We start from the raw sequence: 18764 nt of genomic DNA on the forward strand, positions 1-18764 counted from the left end.
CGACCAAAAATCTCAGAAACCGACGTTACCCAGCAGAAGATCACAAATACCCTAATGCAGGAAACTCGTTGGCCGGGGCCAGGGCAGATCCATTCACTTCGCCGCAAGAGCATCCAGTCCGTGGCGGTTCAGCAAGACTTGCACATTGGACCGGCTTGAATCGACTCGCCGCAGAGAATTCGGCCCTGCGTAAATATGGCAGCCAGGTCTTCCCCCTTGGCCGTCGAGCACTGCACAACCAGGATATCGCCAACCTTCGAAGCGATCTTGCCATCGCAAGGCGTTCCGGCAGCAACGGGTTTGCAGGTCAGGACCATCCCCTGATAGTTCCGGTGCGCCGCTCCGAAGGTCGTCCTCCATCCGGCCCAACTGTCCGTCAAGCCCTTTCATTCTTTCGCCGCGAGGCCATCCAGCTTTTCTATCTGCTGCATATACTTCGCGATGACGATAGTTTCCGAAAATTGCCGCTCGACCTTGTTTCTGCCCTCCACTCCCATCCGGCCCCTGGAGGCATCATCCATCATCGCAAACTCGATCATCTTGCTTGCCAGATCATCAGTGTCCCTCGCCTTGCACAGGAAGCCGTTGATGGCGTGGTCCACCACCTCTCTGCACCCGGGCACGTCGGTGGTGATCAGCGGCTTGCCCATCGCGGCCGCCTCGAGCAGCGAACGCGGCGTTCCCTCCCTGTAGGAAGGCAAGACGACACAATCGGCGGCACGCAGGAAAGGCCGCACATCATCGGTGGTGCCGAGATATTCGATCAATCCCTCACCGACCCATTGCTCGACATGCTGCCGACTGACGGCGGTCCGGTTCTCGACATCGAGAAAGCCGAGCAGTTGGAAACGCACACCGGGCATCTTCTGGCGAACTAGACGGGCCGCCTCGATAAACTCGCCGACACCCTTGTCCCAGAGAAGCCGGGCCACCAGAAGAAACACAATCGCACCAGCGTTGGTGCGCGCTTCGGACGACGGAGTAAAACGCACGAGGTCGATGCCGGAGCCGGGCAAAAGCCCGGTCTGCTCCTTGCGAACCAAATTCCCAATGACGAACAGCGTCCTGTCATCGTCATTCTGAAAGAAAACCATTTTGGAACGGGCCAGCGCCACCCGATACAAGGCCTTGGCAATTCTGAGCAGGAGGCCACCGCGGACGAATGCTGTCCCCAGTCCGGAAATGTTATTTATGACCGGAACGCCGTTCAGATTGGCGGCGATGGAGCCGAACACGTTGGGCTTGATCGTAAACCCGACAAACGCCAACGGCCTCTCATGCCGCAAGAGAAGCCAGAAGCGCCACAGAAGTGCCATGTCCCGCAAAGGCGACATACCGGAATTGTCCATTTCGAGTTCGACGTAGCCGCAGCCCATGGCCGATATCAGCGAAGAGTATTCGTCTCTCGGCGCCGCGATGACGATGTCATAGCCATGGCTCCGCAAGCCCTCGATCAGCCCCTTGCGGAAATTGACGACATTCCAGGACGTGTTTATCGAAATGATTATCTTGCTGCGAGCAGCCGGCATCATTGGCTCCCGCCCGGATATGGCGAAGGCGCTCCTAACAGCATATCCGCAAATCGCCCAGGCGACCTTTCCGACAGGGTCTCCCCATATAAGGCCGACCGATCGCCGGCGTGCATGACCTTCAGCAGTGCATCCGCAATTTCCAGCGCACCAAATCCGGCTGAAATCTCGAGGCCGGACAGCGTGTCCAGATCTCCCGCACAGGGCGTGGTGACGATGCCGGGAATCCGGCAAGCCATCATTTCCAGAAGGACGTTTGGAAATCCTTCGATCGCCGACGTGAGCAGGCCGGCGCGCGATGCACGAAACAGCGGAAATGGATTATCTCTCTGGCCGAGCAGATTTACTCGAGAGGCCAGATCGAACCTGCCGGCGTAGGCTCTTAGCTCCGCTTCCATGGGTCCGGCCCCCACCATGCTAAGCTCATAGTCTTCGCCGGTTCTTCGCCTGACCTCGGCGAGCACGTCAATCGCGATCGTTGGCCGCTTTACTTCGATCAGCCGGCCGCACCAGACTATCTGCGGACGACGGGAAATCATCTTCGCGTCGTCCTCCGCCAACATTTCGGTGGACATTTTGACGATGAGATCTTCGTCAACCGGGTTGGGCAACGTACACAGTTTATCGATTGCTCGCCGAGGCAACACGTCACGCAGGCGTTCATTCATGTAGCTCGTTTGCGCGACAACCATGTCCTGGCTGCCATAGGCAGCGTAGAGCGCCCTGTAGGCCAGTGCGCGAGGGCCATTGAAGCGATCCAGAAGTACCGTGGATTCGCGAGCGACCAGCCTGCGGCTTCGAAGAACCCCGATACTTCGGGCGGCGGCCAGGAACGAATTCACCCGCGTGTGGCTTGAGAATACCAAATCGTACCGATGCCGGATCAGCCGCGGGGCAAGCAAAAGCTCGCTCATCGCTTTGCCGCCGCCGAAGCCGTAACTGCGCCGAATTTCATCCTGGAGTGGCCCAACGGCATCCCCCGCCGCCTGGCTACCCAGAAAGCCGATTTCGACGTCCCAGTCGGGACGGCGCGCAAGTGCCTGCGCAACCAGTTTCAGGATGGTTTCAGCTCCACCTCTGATGTCGAGCGGAATGGCGACCAGCGCGAGCTTCCTTTTCATGAGCTGCAGGGATTCACTGTTTTCGCCGAAAGACATAGGCGTAGGTTTCGGCAGCATCCTTGCCGAGAAACAGCGCCGAAACGCCTAACCAGATGCGCCAGGCGAGAAAGGCCGGCACGAAAAAATAGAAATAGGAGCTCTTCCAGAACAGACGACGCTCGATGATCTCCAGGCCGTTCCGTTTTGCGATTGTTTCGACCTCACTTGGCAGGCATTTGTCGTAAAAAGCCGGAAACCCGTCATGACCCTTGCCCTTTTCGGGAAAGATCGCAAAAAGCAACCGTCGCTTCACCCCCTCCGGCAGGACCCGATTTAACCTTGCGAAAACAGCGTTGCGCGAGGGCGAGAAAATGGCGACCACGCCTCCGGGCTTCGCGCAACTGGCAATGCCACGCAAGGCACCCTCACCGTCGCGGACGTGTTCGAGCGTCGCCTGACAAATCACGACGTCGCCATCACCCCTCCCCTCAAACGAGGTAAGGTCCGCTTCAATCTCCTCGTCGTATATTCCGCGCGGCGCTTTCGACAATTCCTGTGCGTCCAGATCGACCCCAATGACAAAAAGCCTCAGGCGCCGCTTCTCGGATAGGCCGACGAACGGCCTTGCACCCCCGCCGAGGTCATAAACCAGCGCATCGGAGGCAAGCCAGGCAGGCGCTATCTCCGTCGCAAAAGTTCGGTTGCCGTCGATACGAAGGCGCATGGGTAGAACGCTGTCCAGCAACTCGGAAACGGCTACGTTCGCGCGCATAAACTTTCGCAACATCGACACTGCCTCACCGTCAATTTCGTTCGCCGGTCTGTGTCCACTCGGACCAGACATCCGCGCTATATCCTGTGGAACACATAGAGCCGCGTATGATGCGAAAACGGGCCGAGCAACCGATCGGCAGCAGCCCGCAAACCTCTCATGATGCTGTTCCTGCTGTCGTACCAAGCCTGCATCGGCTTTTTGAGGAAAGTCTCGTCCTTCAACCCCTTGAAGCCACCCCTTGGTCGTGTGTCCAGAAGTTTGAAGCCGTGCTGCTCGAACTCGGAAACAATCGAAGATGGCTCAAGGATGAACTGGTAAAATCCGGCCCGCTCACCTGAAAAACTGGGGTAGAGACCCATACTGGCCTTCAATCTCCTGAGAGGAGAAATGCTCGGCACCGTCACGAATGCAATTCCTCCCGACCGGATGATGCGCCGCATCTCCAGTACGATCTCGCTGTACCCATCGAAGAAGTGCTCGATCACGCCGAGAGACCACACTCCATCGAAGAATTCGTCCGCGAAACCTGTTGCCCGAACGTCCCTAACTGTCACTTGTAAATGCGGCGCGGCGCGATTCACCATCCCCACAGTCTTTCGCGCAAAGTCGATTCCATGTGCGGAAAAGCCCGCCTGATGCAGGCAGTAGACCGTGTTGGCCAGGCCACATCCGGCGTCCAGGACCTTGGCCGATCCTGTCAGATATCGCTTGGTCGTTTCGACTACAAAGCGATCCGGCCTCAAGACAATCCCTTCGGCCCAATGGGAATCCCAATAGTCGTCGTCGGCTATCGTGCCGACATGGACGATCCGGCCGTTCTTCTCGTCATAGAATGCCTTCTTCTCATTCATTTCCGGCATCCGACCGGCCACAAAAAACGGCTCGCTGCGTTGCATCAGGCCCATTGTCCGCAATCACGCCCCTTAACGCGAAAAACGAACAAGCCGCGGCTATGGCATAGCCGGACAGGAATGCCATTTCGCTGCCAAGCGGCAGCCGCCACCACAGACTCAGTGCCGCCAAACAGCAGCAAGCCAATGCTCCTGCCGCGTAGGAATAGGTCAGCGTCCTTGCGTTGTTCGAGCGGAGCGCAAACGGATCGATGACCACCTTTTTCGTCCTGTTTACCAGGACAGCGCAGGAAACGATCGCGAAGACCGCTGGGTGAAATGACCTTCCCAGCCATCCGGATGCATAGCCGGAAAAAAACACGCCGATTATCCCCACTGCAGACGCAACTGCAAAAATCAGCGCAATGGTCGCGCCCTCGAACAATCCACGCCGAAACTCCCTGACCTCTCCATTTGCGGCATTGAGAAACGCCCGCGGCACGAACACGAAACTGGCCGCATTCATGAAGAAGCCGACGGAGCGTTGCGAGAGATCGACACAGAACGAGAAGACGCCGAGAAGAGCCTGAGAGCCAAACAACAAGATGATGTATCGAATGCCGACGAACACACCGCTCTCGGCCAGATTGCTCAGCACAAATGCCCAGCCTGTGGCCAGAGACCCGCCAAGGTAGGAAAGGCGCGGCCGCCTCAGATTCATCGGTCCCAGCAAGGCAAATGAAATCAGCGCTCCGGCGAAATAGCTGAGCGAAAAGGCCGTAAGAGCAGAACCTACTTTTGCATCTCCGGCAAGCAGGACTACCGCTCCCGCCTGGTATGCGACAGCCTGGCCGATCGCTGACCAACCGTACGCCCACAACCGCAATTGCGACCTCAGGACCTCTTGAAGTGCGGTGTGCAAGCCGAACGAAACGATGATGGTTGCGGCGACGGCGTTGCCAAATCCGAACCACGCCAGCGCCGATCCAGCCAGGATCACAAACAACGCCACAATGGCCAGCGCAGCCAAAACAGACGATACGTACTCTCTACCCATTGCAGCGGCATGCATTTTTGCAGAAACCGGCATTATCGAATAGGTCGCAGTTCCAAAAACAAGCGTCGAGATAAATAAAACGGTCGCAATCGTCGTGCTGAAAATCCCATACTGCGCAGTTTCCAGATGGCTTCCGATGTATAGTAAAGTCACCATGTTCAAAAGGCCGGGCACAATTCTTATGACGATGGCCTCCACGAATTTCCACAGGCTGGTTATTTTCATGAGATCACCCGTGCTAGTGACCTCTTGAGCAAGAAGGGAAAACTCAACGCACCAAAGTGCAAGCAGGCAATGACCGCCTTGCTCAGGAACCCACCCGAGCGATATCGTCCAAGCCAGAATGCCCTGATGTAATTCAAGTTCAGCAACAACAGCGGGTACGCATTTTGCCGCTGAAGAAGCCGATTTCTTGCCGTCATCCCCTCCGCCAAATACCTCTTTCGCCCGACATCGACGTTGACACAAATGACATCGTGTTCGATCGCCAATCTGGACCAGAGAAGAGATGTTGGAACGCGGCGGAACCGCCCGGCAGGGGGCACGGCAACCTGTTTCAACAAGGCAGTTCTGATGACCTCTTTCCTGTCGCCGACTACACCTTCGTCGGCTCGCATCCTGATCAGGTTTGTACGCTCAGACGGAAACCGGTTTGTTGCTGCATCTGCTCCCTCGAGAACCATGGAGAACACAAATCCCGCAATCTGCTCATCGGCACCTTGCCGGGAGAGACGCTCACAAACCTCCGGCAAGCGATCGGGGAAGAGATCGTCGTCGTCATCGAAAATCATGCAATAATCGCCAGTGGCGGAAGCGATCGCCGAAAACATCGCGACCCCTCTGCCGCCATTCGGGCCGGTTGTGACCACCAATCTGGCATCGCGAGACGCGATCTCCGCAAGCGCTTCGCTTGTCCCGTCGGTCGAACCGTCGACATGGACACATATTTGCACTGGGCATTTTGCGCGCAGCAGCTCCTGAACCAGCGCAGCAACGCGATCCCGCCGATTGAACGTGGGGATGCAAACGCTCAACAGCGCCTGGGACCGCAATGGATTGCAATCTGCCTGTTTGCGAGCCGTATCGATCCCCTCTCCCCCTGGTTGCGCGGTCATGGAACGCAGCTATGCGCGGATCCGCCGGGAACCGCCAAGACCAGGCCTATCCCCGTCCAAAATACGCCAGGTACCACTCGACAAATCGCCCGACGCCCTCGGTCACCGTCGTCGTCGGACGATAGCCCACCGCCTGCTCCAGCGCCGACGTGTCGGCAAAGGTGTCGGGCACGTCACCGGGCTGCAGCGGCAGCAGTTCGACGATGGCTTTCCTGCCCAACGCGTTTTCCAGCGCCTCGACATAAGCGGTCAGCTTCACGGGGCTGTTGTTACCGATGTTGAAGATGCGCCAGGGGGCGCTGCTCGTGGCCGAATCCGGATGGCTGGAATCCCAGGCAATGTTGGCCGTGGCCGGGCTGTCGCTGGCCCGCACGACGCCTTCAGCGATGTCATCGACATAGGTGAAGTCGCGCGTGTGGTTGCCGTTGTTGAACAGTTTGATCGGCTCGCCGGCAAGGATGTTCTTGGTGAACAGGAAAAGCGCCATGTCCGGGCGCCCCCAGGGGCCATACACGGTAAAGAAGCGAAGCCCGGTCGTCGGCAGCCTGAACAAATGGCTATAGCTGTGTGCCATCAGTTCGTTGGCGCGCTTGGTCGCCGCGTAGAACTGCAGCGGATGGTCGGCCGGCCGGTGCTCGGAAAATGGCATGTCGGTATTGGCGCCATAGACGCTCGAGGTGCTGGCATAGGTCAGGTGCGCAACGGCGCTGTTGCGGCAGGCTTCCAGCATGTTGGCATAGGCGATGATGTTGCTTTCGACATAGGCATGCGGGTTTTCCAAGCTGTAGCGAACCCCGGCCTGGGCGGCGAGATGGATCACACGGTCGAATGCGTGGTCGGCAAAGCAATCGTCAACCACGCTTTTGTCGGCGAGATTGCCGCGGATGAAATGGTAGCCCGCATTGGTCTTGCGGCTCGCTTCATCGAGCAGCCCCAGCCTCGCCTCCTTGATCTGCGGATCGTAATAGCTGTTGACATTGTCGATGCCGACAACCTCATCGCCGCGCTCCAGCAGCCGCTTCGATACGTGATAGCCTATGAAGCCGGCGGCGCCGGTGACCAGAACCTTCATCAGAAACGCCCATCCGTGACATGTCTGGGGAACAGACCCTTGATGTCGTAGATGACGCCTGGGGTCTTGCAAAGCGTCTGCAGGCCATCGACGCCCGGCGCGCGGAACTGCCTGTGGCCGACGGCCACGATGACGCCGTCATAGGGCTCGTCGGGAATATCCTTCATGCTCGTCATGCCGAAGGCGCGCGCGCATTCCTGCGCGTCGCCCCAAGGATCCCAGATGTCGATGTCGCCATTATACTCCTTCAACCGGGAGACGATATCGGCGACCTTGGAATTTCTCAGGTCCGGGCAATTTTCTTTGAAAGCCGCGCCCATCACCAATATCCGGCTGCCGACGACTGGTATCCCCTGCGCATCATCAGGCGGGCTTTCTGATCCGGCGCGTGCCGACCCATACCGTCATTGACACGGCGGCCGGCAAGAATCACCTCTGGATGATAGCCGAGTTCCTGGGCCTTGTGGGTAAGATAGTAGGGATCGACCCCAATGCAGTGACCGCCGACTAGACCCGGCGTAAGGCGCAGGAAGTTCCATTTGGTGCCGGCGGCCTCCAGCACCTCGGACGTGTCGATGCCCAGCTTGCCGAAGATGAGCGATAGCTCGTTCATCAGCGCGATGTTGAGGTCCCTCTGGGTGTTCTCGGTGACCTTGGCTGCCCTTATCTCATCGCTGCTGGCTTCCAGCGTATGGTCCTCGCCGCGCTCCAGCGCGTCCACCCTCGATTGGTTGATGTCGAAGCCGACGACTTCCCTGGTGGCACCGAAGGCGACCGCCAGCGGCAGGGCGACGTAGCCAAGTCCGATGATGGTTATCTTCCTGGCGGCGAGATCCATCTGCTTCCTGTTCAGATTCATGCTCCGCATTGGGCTATCGCGCGCCAAATCCGGTGATCATTGTTTTCGTAGTCTTGAGCGTTATCAGAACGTCCAGCCAAGGTGAAAAGTTCTTTATGTAATAGAAGTCGTAGTGTAATTTTTCCATAACGTCATCGACGGCGGCTACATGCCCTTGATTTACTTGTGCCCAGCCGCTTATACCTGGCCTGACAATGTGCCGGTAGCGGTAGAACGGCAACTCAGTCTCGTACCACTGCGACAGCACGACGGCTTCCGGCCGCGGCCCGATCCAGCTCATTTCACCACGCAGAATGTTGATGGCCTGCGGCAACTCGTCGATCCTGAATTTGCGCAGGAAACGTCCGACGCGGGTGATGCGATCGTCGTCGCGCTTGGTGATCGCCTCCTCCCTGTCGCTACCGGCCTCGCCATGTTGCCGCATCGAGCGAAACTTGTAGACCGTGCAGATCTTGCCCCGGTACCCCATGCGTTGCTGGCGAAACAGCACGGGACCCTCTGAGTCCAGCCGGATCAGCAGCGCTATCGCCGCCAGCACGGGGGAAAGGGCGACAACCAAGACAAACGCGGAAATCCAGTCGGCCGCCTGCTTGATCTTAAGATAGGCCTGGTTCGGGTTGAGGGAGCCAAGCGTGTTTTCGGACAGATGCTCGATCTCGACCCGACCGGTCAACGATTCCCTGACTTGCTTGACATGGTATACGGGCGTTCCCGAAAGGGCCCGATCGGCGATGTACCGCTCCCATTCCGCGCCAAGATCGGCACGCAGATCGACGACCACGCCGCTGGCTGTTTCAATGACCGTGCTGGTTGACTTGATCCAGAACCAGTGCACCCCGGGCAAGGTCTTGAGACGCTCGACATCTCCGCCGGGAACCACGACGAGCCGGTGTGGGTCGAGATGCCGCGTCAACAGGCTCAGGCCGAAATACCAGAGCGTGGACTGCGTGAAACTTGCTGCGGCCTGGAACCGGCTGTACTCGAACCGGAAAAAGAAGATGGTCAGGAAGACAGCCCCGTAGGACAAGGCAAATGTCGGCAAGATGTAGCTTGCCGCGGCCACTCCCGGGAAATTTCCGATGCGGCGATAGGAGAGGAAACCCGCAAGGTGCGCAATCGCCGCGGCAGTCACCGTTACCTGAAGGTATGCCGAATAGATAAACTCAGGATTGAAGACAATCCGGATAATGGCAGGGGCAAAAATCGCGAATGTCAGTCCGCCAAGCAGCTGAAATCGAATCCTGAACAGGAAATGCCGGCTTCCGACAATAGTTGAAGCCGCGACATTCAACGCCTTGCCCCTTCTCCCGAAGTTGCGGCCACAGGCCAGCGCGATTCTGCATCTGACCTACCCGTTCGTTCGTAGAACGAATCGAACATCTCACCCCCGGCGACTCGACACAGTCGAAGAGCAATGGCTACAACACTTCGTCTGCCTCAGCAAGTATCTGTTTCATATCAATAGTTATCAGAAGTCTTGATCAACATCATTGTTTTTGATGCCTCAGAAAAGCCGCTGTGCACGCAACGTCGATGCCATGATTATCGAGGCAATGACGAGGTGCAGTTCTCAGTGCGAGGCGCGCTGGAGCTTGGGCAGATCGGTTTCGGGGCGAGGAATCTTGTGTTCCCGAAGCCGCTGGATCTTGGCGTCGTCGTGACGGGAGCTGGTCGGATGCTTGGCCAGCCGGCAGGTGCCGATGATCGGCCATGTGCCGACGCACAGGATGCGCTGTTTCCGGAAACCCAAGTGAGATTACTTGGCGGACACCAGGCCGAAATCCGCCAGTCACGCCGTTCCAGCCGGGCTTGACCGCTCAAGCCGCCGGCACCTACCCGCTCGCGTTTCAGCCGCGCTTCAGCAACGACCACACGGCCGGTACTAGGCTTGCCGCGAGCGCCACCTTGATCAGGTCGCCAACGATGAAGGGCACAACGCCGAACTGCCACGACTTTTCCGGGCCGATCAGCAGCGCCAGCCAGGCGAAGCCCATGGCCATCATGACGATTTCAGCAATCAGCATGGCGTTGAAAAGCTTGATCGGATGGCGGTCCCAACCGCGATCGGCGGCCCAGCCGACAAGCGCTGCCATGACGACGAAGCCTGCGAGATAACCGCCGGTCGAGCCGAGCATGTAGGCAATGCCGATGCCCTTCTCCGGGGTGCTCTGGAAGACAGGGAAGCCCATGGCGCCCTCCGCCATGTAAAGCAGCAGGGTGGCGACGCCGAGACGCATGCCGAAGGCGGCGGCGATCAGCAGCACGGCCAGCGTCTGCATCGAAATATCGACTGGCCCGAGCATCACCTTGGTCTTGGCCGACAGGGTCAGCAGCAGCGTTCCGGCGATGGCCAGGAAAAGCTGCGTTGCCAGCCGCGCCGCGCCATTTTGCGGCAGAGCCAGAGAAACAAGCGGACGCGTCGTTGTTGCAATTGCCATGGTATTTCCCCAATCCGGTTGCCGCTATCCGATGTTCGCGGCCTCACGTTCTCCTATATTGGCTTGCGTGTTATGCGGCAATCGGTTTTGCCGTTCCTGAAACAAGGCACCGATGCATCCGCCATGGCACTCAAGTTCGATACCAGCTTCGATCCCCTTTATGGCAAAGGGGTAAGCGTCGCGCCTGACATCCAGCGCATCACGGCCCGCAATCCGAGCCCCTTCACCTTACACGGCACCAACAGCTACATCGTTGGCAACGATACGCTGGCCGTGATCGATCCGGGCCCGGACGACGAGGCGCATCTGCAGACCCTGCTTGACGTGATCGCAGGCCGGCCGGTCAGTCATATCCTCGTCAGCCACACGCACCGCGACCACTCACCGCTGGCGGCCCGGCTGAAAGAGCGCACCGGCGCCGTGGTGCTGGCAGAGGGACCGCATCGCCCTGCAAGACCGCTGCATATCGGTGAGACCAATGCGCTCGACGCCAGCGCCGACATGGCTTTCGCCCCCGACATCACGCTTTCCGACGACGAGGTAGTCAACGGCGACGGCTGGTCGATCAGGACCGTTCTGACCCCGGGCCACACCGCCAATCACGCGGTGTTCGCTCTGGAAGGAACCGGCATCCTGTTTTCGGCCGACCATGTCATGGCCTGGGCAACCTCCATCGTCGCCCCGCCGGATGGGGCGATGGCCGACTATATGGCCTCGCTGGACCGGCTGATCGAACGTGGGGACCGTTTGCTGTTGCCAGGACATGGCGGGGCGGTGACCGCACCGCGCGCTTTCATGCGCGGCCTGAAGACGCACCGCAAGATGCGCGAGCGCGCCATACTGGAGCGGGTCAGAGCGGGCGACCGGACGATCGTGGACATGGTCAAGGCGATCTACAGCGATACCGACCCGCGGCTGCATGGCGCCGCCGGATTGTCGGTGCTTGCTCATCTCGAGGACCTGGTGGCGCGCAGTCTTGTCAGCACTGACGGCGACCCGGCTATCACCGGTATCTTTGTGCCGGCGGGTTAGAACCCGGGCACGAGTTCATCCGTGCTCTCGTACGCTAGAAACGGCTGGAGCGCGCTGTCGGTTGGGGCGACTTCAAGCCCTGGCAGGAGCATTCGGGGTTAGCCGGAAGTCGTGCCGCGGTCTCCAGCGCAACCCGCGAGGCTGTCATGGAAAGGCTCGGCAACACGTGCTCCTGCAACAATTCCTGGCGGTTGCGGTCCATATAGTCGTTGAAACCTGCGGTCACGAACGCGCATGGCACGAAACACGCGCCGATCTCGCGCGACAAGGTAGCCTCAGGGGCAATTGAATGGTTGAGCACGTCCGCTCCCATGTTCCGATACGCCAGAGCTTCAGCGGGGGTTGTCAATCGCGGCCCGTAGCAGTGGGCAGCGACCAACTGCTGTTCGATGCCATGGACCCGGCATTCGGCAGGCCAATGGCGCCGGGCGGTCTCGGCCAGCAATGCCGCGCATCTTGGACATACGATCTGCTTGCCCGAGCAGTCGAAGCTCTGGCGGCCAGGTAGCAGTGAAAACGGGGTCTGCGACAGTTCGATGATATCGGCGCTCACCACCATGTCTCCGGGCTGGATCGCCTTGTTGACGGCGCCGACGGTCGAACAGGCGAGCACTTGTCGTACACCCGCGTTCATCAGGACCCAGAACGCGCGGCGATGGCAGGAATGGTCGATATGGTCTCGGGGATTGCCGTGCGAATACATGCACAATGCACGTTTCGTCTTACCTTCGGCTGTAATCGACGCATCGAACTCGAGAAGCTTCCAATTGTCGGAGCGACCGAAAGGCGTTTCAAAACTCATGTCGCGCCGCAAGGTGCGCACACCATCGACTTCGACATCTTCCGGGAAGGCAAGCCCCCAGTTTGCAGAGCCGGTGATGATGGCCAACCCTACCTGAGGTATGTCCGTTGATTGATACGCCAGATCGGCGGCTGGGTGATGATTTGTAGGCATGTTTCCAGTCTCGGTCAGGATTTTCGGCGAAGGGTCACGATCAGGACGACGGCCACGACGATGGCGGTCCACAATGTCGAGATCGCCGCAATGGTCGGATCGATCTGATCGCGCAGCGATAGGAACATAAGCTTCGGCATCGTGCTGTTGCGACCACTTGAGATGAAGATTGAAATCACAGACTCATCAAGCGAAGTCAGAAACGCCATCAATGTCGCCGACAGCAAACTGATCTGAAGTTGGGGAACAATTATTCCGCCAATAGCTCTGGCCCAGTTCGCACCGAGGCTACGAGCCGCCTGAACCTGGTTCCAGTCAAAGCGGGCCAGGGCGGGCAACAACACAATGCATGCGACCGGAACGGCCAGCACGACATGTCCAACCAGCACACCGAACAGCGTCCCGACCAGCCGTTGCGCCGCCAGAACAAAGAAGAGACCGATCGCAAGCAGGATGCCCGGCACAATGGACGGGGTGAGCAGGACGCCCTGAATGGTTACCGCGGCCTTTCCGCCAAGCCGATTTATCGAAATGCAGGCCAGCAGCCCCAGAGGCACTGCGACCATCGCCGTCAATGTCCCAAGGATGAGGCTCGTCCTGAGTGCGGCCATCCATGTCGCCGAACCGAAGAAAGTCTCGTACCAGCGCAACGAGTATGCGCGCGGCGGGAACTCGAGAAGATTGGACGCCGAAAAGGACAGCGGCACGACCACGAGCGTTGGCAACATCAAAAACGCCATTACGAGTGCGGAAAAGCCCCACAGAAAAATGCGGGACAGCCTGTTGTCCGGATAGGCCTCAAGCATGGGCCGCACCGTTGCGCGTCGACAGTCGCCGTGCCGCCAGGAACATCACCCCGATCATCGCCATGACAATGAGGAGCAGAATACCCAGGACGCTCGCCGACCCCCAATCCTGAAAGGTCGATAGCGCGCGCTCGATCCGGGTAGAGAGAGGATTTACCTTGCCGCCGCCAAGCACCGCCGGTGTGATGAAAAACCCTATGGTGTAGATGAAGACGATGGTCGAACCCGAGAAGATGCCGCCGGCCGAAAGAGGCAGAATGACCGTGCGGATGACTTGCCCGAGGGTGGCGCCCATGCTCGACGACGCGCGAATGAGGTTTGCGTCGATATCGCGCATCGCGGCATAAACGGGCAGCAGAAAGAGTGGCAGCATGTAGTGAACCATGCCGATGAGCGTTCCCGTGAAGTTGTAGACCAGCGGCAATGGCTCCGCTGTCAGGCCTGAACCTGTCAAAGCCGCGTTGATCAGGCCGTCGCGCCGCAAGAGCACGAGCCAGCCATAGGTTCGCACCAGAATTGAGGTCCATAATGGCAGCATGACGAAGGCCATCAGCAAATTGGCGACCCTTGGTCTGGCGCTGGCCAGAGCGAGCGCCAGCGGGGTGCCGAGAAGAATGCAGATCGCCAGCGTGGCCAGGGACAGCTCAAGGGTTGTGACGAGTGCCGACCATGTCAGCCCGCTCGAAAGCACCTTCTCGTAATTGCCGAAAGTGTATTCGCCTCCCGTGGTCAGGAAGGATTGCCGGATGATCCACAGAATAGGCAATATCGCCGCCAGTCCAACGATGACCAGCGCCGGCAGCGAAAGCGACAGGAAGAACCGCCGCTCGCGCAGGGCGTCTGCCGCGAGTGCGGGATCCGCGGTCGCGGTCACGCTATCGTTTCCGGCAACGGGTGAACTTTCGCTGCCGGCGCATAGGCGGTCACCCGCTGGCCGGTGGAAAGCTCGCCGCAGCCGCTGGCCAGGGCTGCCGGAATGCAGACAAGAACCTCTTGCCCGCCGCCATCCAGCGCAAGGGTAAGAAGCCAGTTCTCCCCGCGAAACGCCTTGGCGCGCAGTGTTCCTTCGAGCGCTATCCCGTCTCGCCCGACTAGCTTCTCATCAAGATGGAAGCTTTCCGCGCGGATCATCAAAGTGGCGCGCGACGCATCGGCGCCGTCGATTCTGCGCACCAGGCCTGGGGCAACAATGTTGGCCTCCCCCATGAACTCCGCGACGAAGCGGGTCGATGGGCGATCATAAATCCGCTGCGGCGTGTCGATCTGCTGGATGCGGCCGGAATTCATCACCGCAATCCGGTCTGACATGATCAGCGCTTCGCGCTGGTCATGCGTCACATAGATCGTGGTGATCCCCAGATCGTCATGCAGACGCCGGATCTCGTACTGCATGGTTTCGCGCAGGTTCTTGTCGAGCGCCGACAACGGCTCGTCCATCAGCATCACGCGTGGCTCGAAGACGATTGCCCGTGCCAGCGCCACCCGCTGGCGCTGGCCGCCGGACAATGCGGCAATGTTGCGCTCCGACAGACCTTCCAGTTTCACGCGGGCCAATGTGTCAAGCGCTCGCCGACGGGCCTCCGCCTTCGGCATCTTTCGCAGCGCCAACGGATACGCGACATTCGCCAGAACGTTCATGTGGGGGAACAGGGCGTAGTTCTGGAACACTATGCCGATGTCCCGCTTGTTGGGGGCCAGGCGGGTGATGTCCCGATCCCCCAACAAGAGTTTGCCGGAATCCGGCCGGACAAAACCGGCCAGAGCCATGAGCAGCGTGGTCTTGCCCGATCCCGATGGCCCTAGCAGCGTGAGGAATTCGCCAGCTTGAATGTCGAGCGAAACATCGTCCAGTGCGACGTAGGTCCCGTAAGACTTGCTGACGCTGTCGATGGTGATCGGGAGCGACTCCATCATCTGCTCCAGTCTTACAGCTGAGACTCAGCGGGCCATCATCTCATCGAAGGCTTTTTGGGCAGCCTCACCGTTCTTGACCCACCATTCTGAATTCGAAAACACCGAAGTGCCGGCATTTTCAGGCGCGGTCGCAAGGGTCTTCAGACGGTCCTCGGGAATAAGGCCACCCTCATAGCCAGCAGGATTGACCGGGCCATAGGCTATGAAGTCGGTCAGCTTCGCCACGCGCGCGGGCTGTGTCATCGCCGCGATGAGCTTCATGGCTGCTTCCTTGTTCGGCGCCCCCTTCGGCACCGCAAGACAGTCGGTGCCAATGACCGAACCCTTAAATGTGTAGTCAGCCGCGCCACCATCCGCTTTCACGGTTTGGGCCCGCCCGTTCCAGGTAACGACCAAATCCGCCTCACCATCTTTCAGCAACTGCGCCGACTGCGCTCCCGAGGTCCACCACACGGCGACATTTGGTTTGATCGCTTCAAGCCGCTTGATGGCGCGATCCAGACCCTCCGGCGTGCTGAGAACGGGATAGACGTCCGCCGGTGCTACGCCATCGGAGAGCAGCGCGATCTCAATTGAGTCTTGGGCATTGGCACGCAGCGCACGACGGCCGGGAAATTTGGCAACGTCCCAGAACTCCGCCCATGTCTTCGGCGGGTTCTCGCCATAGGTCTTGGTGTTCCACGACAAGACGGTGCCATAGGAGTCGAACGGATAGCAGTAGTCGGACTTTGCGCCAGCCGGCACGGCCTTTGGGTCGATGATCTTGTAGTCGAGCGGCTCCAGCAGCGATTGTGCGGCGGCCTGCGCGCCTTCCGGTGAGCCCAGGTGAATGACGTCGGTTGTGACCGCACCCGAGGTGACCTGCATCTTCAGGGCGGCCAAGCCGTCGCTTAGGGTCTCCTCGCGGACATCATAGCCAAGCTCTTTTGCAGCAGGGGCCCACATGGCCTCCTTCATGGCGTTGCCATAGTCGCCACCCGCGGTCGTGATGGTGACTGTCTGGGCATAGACGGGCAAGGCTGCCGAGACTGCGAATGCTGTTAAGGAAATGCGTAGCCAAGACATAGGTTCTCCTCCCCAATCTTTTACGAATGGTGCCTGAAAGGCCCGTTTATTTGTAATCGTAACGTTACGATTTCACCTTAATGCAAGGGAGTCAAGCTGCTTTGTACGGGAGTTCGGATTGACCGGGATGTCGAATCCGGTAACGCTATGGAGGTCAGCAATCAGCCGGCGCTTTCGAAGTCGGGCGAACAATGGCCAACCTAAAGCAGATCGCGGCGGAACTTTCCCTGTCGGTAACCACGGTGTCACGCGCTCTGAAGGATGGGCCGGAAGTACAGCCCTCGACCATAGCCCGCGTCAAGGAGGTGGCTAAGCGGGTTGGCTATGTGCCAGATCATCATGGTCGTGCGCTGAAAACCGGTCGGACACTGACGCTGACGGCAGTGCTCCCGATGGAGACACGAGACCATCTGTCCGATCTGTTGAAGCTTCCCTTGATCGAAGGCATGACGCTGGCTGCCCGGCAAGCCGGTTATAGTCTGTCCATTTATTCTACGACTCCCGACGACGATCCCGTTGAGAGTGTGCAACGGCAGCTTCAGGCGCGCAGCACAGACGGACTGATCATCACGCGCATGGTGTCGGGCGATCCGCGCGTCAAGCTGCTGCTGGATCAACGCATGCCATTTGTCGCGTTCGGAAGAACCGACGTGGATGTCGCATATCCTTATGTTGATATCGACAACGAACAGATCGCCTACGAGGCGACCCGGCGGCTGATGGAAAAGGGCTGTCGACGCATTGCACTGCAACTTCTCGTTCCGGAAGATCAGACGAGTGCCATGCGTCTTTCCGGGTATGGAAGGGCAATGGCCGAGGCCGGCATCCCAATCGACCAATCACTGATCGGTCACGGCATGTTCACGATGGAATTGAGTGCGGCCTGGTTCGATCGCATGCTGGCGTCGTCAGATCCGCCGACCGGCTTGGCATGCGCCAACGAACTGGGCCTTCTAGGAGCGTTACATGCTCTTGGCAGAAGAGGTCTCGTGCCAGGCAACGACGTCCACATTGTCAGTCGCGACAGCACGCGGCTGGCACGCTTCCTGCCGGCAAAGATCGGTGTTCATTTCGTGGATATGGCGGCGGTTGGACGCAAGCTTATCGAAGTCCTGGAGAGCCGGATCGTCAATCCGCTTGGGCCGTCGGCGGCGATCTTGCTGCAGGGCAGATACGAGCCCGCCGAATAGTCGGCCGCAGGCTCAAGCCGCATCTCCGCGGCGGGGCGGATCGGCCTAACAAGTTCTGAACATCACTCGACGGGCGCCGCACCAACCTGACCGGCGACTTCCTGGTCGAGTTCGGCGAGGAAATCGACGATGCGCGCGGCGTTATCGCCGAGATCGAAGCGGCCGTATCGCGAAGCTGACCGCATGTCGACGATGACCGCATCGCCATCGTCGGTCACGCGGATCGCAACGTCGGCCGGAAGACCGATCACGAACCCCTTGGCGACGGCGGTGATGGTGACATCGTTTTGCCCGGCGAGGTCAGGATAGGGTTCGGACAAATCCCAATCGCGCCGGTCAAGGACGGTTTCGACGGCATTGACGACAGTCTCGAATGGCAGGGCGTAGCTGCGTGCACTGACCAGCGGATAGCTATCGGTCTGCAGCCGCTGTTCGCCAGGCGTCGACGGGGAAAGCACGTTCATGTCCTTCGTCCGGTCACCCACGTCGAGCGCCGGCGGCTCGTCAAAATCCGTCGAGATATCCCTGAGCGGCGGGTAGATTGTCGCCCAGTAGGCGGCGACGCCGTAGGGTGCGAGCACCAGCAGCGCCAGGAGGGTGCCGACCGTCAGGTCGCGGCCGCCGCGGTCGCCGAAGTTCCATAGCCGCGAAAAGGCGAATCCGGCAAACAACAGCGCCAAGGCCGCCAGCAACGCGACAATGCCCAGCACCCACAGGAAGGCCGGCGTTTCGACGAGATCGAAGCGGTGGCCGACGAAAACGGTCAGCAGCAGCACCGCCGAAAAAGCGGCCGTGCGCCGCGACCAGCCGGCCGCCCTCGACGTTTGCCGTTCAGGAATGCTAACCATCGTTTTCTGTGCTGCCCCTACCCGAACGGAGACTTAGAACGGTTCACCGTTTCGCGGAACCGGCAAACCGCTCCATCGCCTTGTTTTGACGCAATTCCCAAGGGAAAGCGCTAGGCGCTTTTGCCGGGAAACCGCTTCACACTTTTCCTGGAATTGCTCTAGTGCCTTTTTGCGGCCGC

20 protein-coding genes are annotated in these 18764 nt (G+C 59.4%); 3 read left to right on the forward strand and 17 right to left on the reverse strand.

Annotated features, from left to right (window positions below):
- Nucleotides 1-386 precede the first annotated feature (386 nt).
- From NKJ01_RS22545 to NKJ01_RS22590, 10 genes are read right to left on the reverse strand one after another with little or no spacing between them, the layout of a single operon-like run.
- A complete protein-coding gene (locus NKJ01_RS22545) occupies nucleotides 387-1532 on the reverse strand; it encodes a glycosyltransferase family 4 protein (RefSeq protein ID WP_352731071.1) in 1146 nt (381 codons plus the stop codon).
- A complete protein-coding gene (locus NKJ01_RS22550) occupies nucleotides 1529-2686 on the reverse strand; it encodes a glycosyltransferase (RefSeq protein ID WP_352731073.1) in 1158 nt (385 codons plus the stop codon). The genes NKJ01_RS22545 and NKJ01_RS22550 overlap by 4 nt, the downstream gene beginning before the upstream one ends.
- Nucleotides 2664-3473: a class I SAM-dependent methyltransferase gene (locus tag NKJ01_RS22555; RefSeq protein ID WP_352731076.1), complete on the reverse strand. Its 810-nt coding sequence runs from the start codon at nucleotides 3471-3473 to the stop codon at nucleotides 2664-2666. The genes NKJ01_RS22550 and NKJ01_RS22555 overlap by 23 nt, the downstream gene beginning before the upstream one ends.
- Nucleotides 3474-3478: 5 nt before the next feature.
- Entirely contained in the window at nucleotides 3479-4255 is a 777-nt protein-coding gene (locus NKJ01_RS22560; RefSeq protein ID WP_352731078.1) for a class I SAM-dependent methyltransferase, read from the reverse strand.
- Nucleotides 4248-5516: an MATE family efflux transporter gene (locus NKJ01_RS22565; protein ID WP_352731081.1), complete on the reverse strand. Its 1269-nt coding sequence runs from the start codon at nucleotides 5514-5516 to the stop codon at nucleotides 4248-4250. Before NKJ01_RS22565 ends, NKJ01_RS22560 begins: the two co-directional genes overlap by 8 nt.
- On the reverse strand, nucleotides 5513-6406 hold the full coding sequence (locus NKJ01_RS22570; protein WP_352731083.1) for a glycosyltransferase family 2 protein: 894 nt from the start codon (nucleotides 6404-6406) through the stop codon (nucleotides 5513-5515). The genes NKJ01_RS22565 and NKJ01_RS22570 overlap by 4 nt, the downstream gene beginning before the upstream one ends.
- 46 nt (nucleotides 6407-6452) lie before the next feature.
- Nucleotides 6453-7478, reverse strand: coding sequence for an NAD-dependent epimerase (locus NKJ01_RS22575; protein WP_352731084.1), 1026 nt, complete (start codon nucleotides 7476-7478; stop codon nucleotides 6453-6455).
- Nucleotides 7478-7798, reverse strand: coding sequence for a UDP binding domain-containing protein (locus NKJ01_RS22580; protein WP_352731087.1), 321 nt, complete (start codon nucleotides 7796-7798; stop codon nucleotides 7478-7480). Before NKJ01_RS22580 ends, NKJ01_RS22575 begins: the two co-directional genes overlap by 1 nt.
- Complete coding sequence (locus NKJ01_RS22585) at nucleotides 7798-8346, reverse strand: nucleotide sugar dehydrogenase (RefSeq protein ID WP_352731089.1); 549 nt, start codon at nucleotides 8344-8346, stop codon at nucleotides 7798-7800. The genes NKJ01_RS22580 and NKJ01_RS22585 overlap by 1 nt, the downstream gene beginning before the upstream one ends.
- Before the next feature lie 4 nt (nucleotides 8347-8350).
- Nucleotides 8351-9628: a sugar transferase gene (locus NKJ01_RS22590; protein ID WP_352731091.1), complete on the reverse strand. Its 1278-nt coding sequence runs from the start codon at nucleotides 9626-9628 to the stop codon at nucleotides 8351-8353.
- Between the two features lie 186 nt (nucleotides 9629-9814).
- Between NKJ01_RS22590 and NKJ01_RS22595 the strand changes: the two genes are divergently transcribed.
- Nucleotides 9815-10150: a hypothetical protein gene (locus tag NKJ01_RS22595; RefSeq protein WP_352731093.1), complete on the forward strand. Its 336-nt coding sequence runs from the start codon at nucleotides 9815-9817 to the stop codon at nucleotides 10148-10150.
- A gap of 34 nt (nucleotides 10151-10184) precedes the next feature.
- On the opposite strand, the gene NKJ01_RS22600 is transcribed toward NKJ01_RS22595, so the two are convergent.
- Nucleotides 10185-10775 carry a biotin transporter BioY gene (locus NKJ01_RS22600; RefSeq protein ID WP_352731095.1) on the reverse strand — a complete coding sequence of 197 codons (591 nt, stop codon included), beginning with the start codon at nucleotides 10773-10775 and terminating at the stop codon, nucleotides 10185-10187.
- Between the two features lie 123 nt (nucleotides 10776-10898).
- Here NKJ01_RS22600 and NKJ01_RS22605 point away from each other — a divergent pair, with 123 nt between their 5' ends.
- Nucleotides 10899-11807, forward strand: coding sequence for an MBL fold metallo-hydrolase (locus NKJ01_RS22605; RefSeq protein WP_352731097.1), 909 nt, complete (start codon nucleotides 10899-10901; stop codon nucleotides 11805-11807).
- A gap of 34 nt (nucleotides 11808-11841) precedes the next feature.
- Here the strand turns inward: NKJ01_RS22605 and NKJ01_RS22610 are convergent, their stop codons facing one another.
- The 5 genes from NKJ01_RS22610 to NKJ01_RS22630 are packed head-to-tail and all read right to left on the reverse strand — an operon-like array spanning nucleotide 11842 to nucleotide 16547.
- Nucleotides 11842-12762, reverse strand: coding sequence for a phosphorylase family protein (locus NKJ01_RS22610; protein WP_352731099.1), 921 nt, complete (start codon nucleotides 12760-12762; stop codon nucleotides 11842-11844).
- 14 nt (nucleotides 12763-12776) lie between these two features.
- Nucleotides 12777-13568, reverse strand: coding sequence for an ABC transporter permease (locus tag NKJ01_RS22615; RefSeq protein ID WP_352731101.1), 792 nt, complete (start codon nucleotides 13566-13568; stop codon nucleotides 12777-12779).
- The gene (locus tag NKJ01_RS22620) at nucleotides 13561-14442 is read right to left on the reverse strand and encodes an ABC transporter permease (RefSeq protein WP_352731103.1); all 882 of its coding nucleotides are present in this window, start codon (nucleotides 14440-14442) and stop codon (nucleotides 13561-13563) included. Before NKJ01_RS22620 ends, NKJ01_RS22615 begins: the two co-directional genes overlap by 8 nt.
- On the reverse strand, nucleotides 14439-15479 hold the full coding sequence (locus NKJ01_RS22625; protein ID WP_352731105.1) for an ABC transporter ATP-binding protein: 1041 nt from the start codon (nucleotides 15477-15479) through the stop codon (nucleotides 14439-14441). The genes NKJ01_RS22620 and NKJ01_RS22625 overlap by 4 nt, the downstream gene beginning before the upstream one ends.
- Before the next feature lie 27 nt (nucleotides 15480-15506).
- Entirely contained in the window at nucleotides 15507-16547 is a 1041-nt protein-coding gene (locus NKJ01_RS22630; RefSeq protein WP_023760587.1) for an ABC transporter substrate-binding protein, read from the reverse strand.
- A 191-nt stretch (nucleotides 16548-16738) separates the two neighbouring features.
- Between NKJ01_RS22630 and NKJ01_RS22635 the strand changes: the two genes are divergently transcribed.
- Nucleotides 16739-17737 (forward strand): LacI family DNA-binding transcriptional regulator, encoded by a 999-nt coding sequence (locus tag NKJ01_RS22635; RefSeq protein ID WP_352731108.1) that lies wholly within the window; start codon nucleotides 16739-16741, stop codon nucleotides 17735-17737.
- Between the two features lie 62 nt (nucleotides 17738-17799).
- Here the strand turns inward: NKJ01_RS22635 and NKJ01_RS22640 are convergent, their stop codons facing one another.
- Complete coding sequence (locus NKJ01_RS22640) at nucleotides 17800-18585, reverse strand: DUF1499 domain-containing protein (protein WP_352731110.1); 786 nt, start codon at nucleotides 18583-18585, stop codon at nucleotides 17800-17802.
- Nucleotides 18586-18764: the final 179 nt, after the last annotated feature.

The sequence above is a fragment of the Mesorhizobium sp. M0276 genome (genome assembly GCF_040321755.1).
GTDB lineage: Bacteria > Pseudomonadota > Alphaproteobacteria > Rhizobiales > Rhizobiaceae > Mesorhizobium.